Origin of the sequence: Herbiconiux daphne (assembly GCF_024979295.1) — a bacterium.
GTDB lineage: Bacteria > Actinomycetota > Actinomycetes > Actinomycetales > Microbacteriaceae > Herbiconiux > Herbiconiux daphnes.
On record NZ_JANLCJ010000424.1, the window covers coordinates 1 to 682 of the forward strand.

Below are 682 nucleotides of genomic sequence, written 5' to 3' on the forward strand. Positions count from 1 at the left end.
ATATAGCATATGGCATGGGAGTGAGGACTCGATCCCCAAGCACTCGGTTTTGAAGACCGATGTTCTACCATTGAACTACTCCCATACAATAAAAGGAATTAAATTCCTTAAATTATATATAAATTTGGCGGCAGTCACAACATTATCTATTTTACAAATCACCACGAAAAGTAAATTGCCGATTGACTGCCATATGGAGGGGTATGGCGGTTACGCTCCGCCGACATCTGATTGGAAGTCAGAAGTTTTACTATTAAACTAATACCCCGTGATAAAGTTGCTTTTGTAAAGGTGCAACTTGTAAAACCTTTTTTTTAAAATGGAAGAAAAATTTTGCTATTTGGAATTAAGTAATAAATTAGAACGTGATTGAAAGGAATGCTCTAAAAGGTTAAATAACTAAATTTGTGCTAAGACCGAGACTTGATTGAACAAGCGGCGGGGAATTTCTTCCCCATATGGGAGCGAGAACAGGAGTCGAACCTGTAGTCTTAGGCTTATGAGACCTATGTGTTGCCATTACACTATCTCGCATATGAAGTGGAAATTTTTTGGAGAAATTTGCCTATAAAACTCAAACATCTATGCTCCCGTGCGAAGGGCAATTTAATGCCACATCACGTAAAGCACCTATGTAATTACATCATACATATTCGCGAACCATCTGGTAGTTAATTTATAT

The 682-nt window shown here is 37.5% G+C and carries 2 tRNA genes; both read right to left on the minus strand.

Annotated elements, in window-relative coordinates:
- Positions 1-194 precede the first annotated feature (194 nt).
- Positions 195-268: transfer RNA gene (locus N1032_RS25625), tRNA-Gly, on the minus strand.
- 191 nt (positions 269-459) lie between these two features.
- Positions 460-534, minus strand: a tRNA-Met gene (locus tag N1032_RS25630).
- Between the last annotated feature and the right edge of the window lie 148 nt (positions 535-682).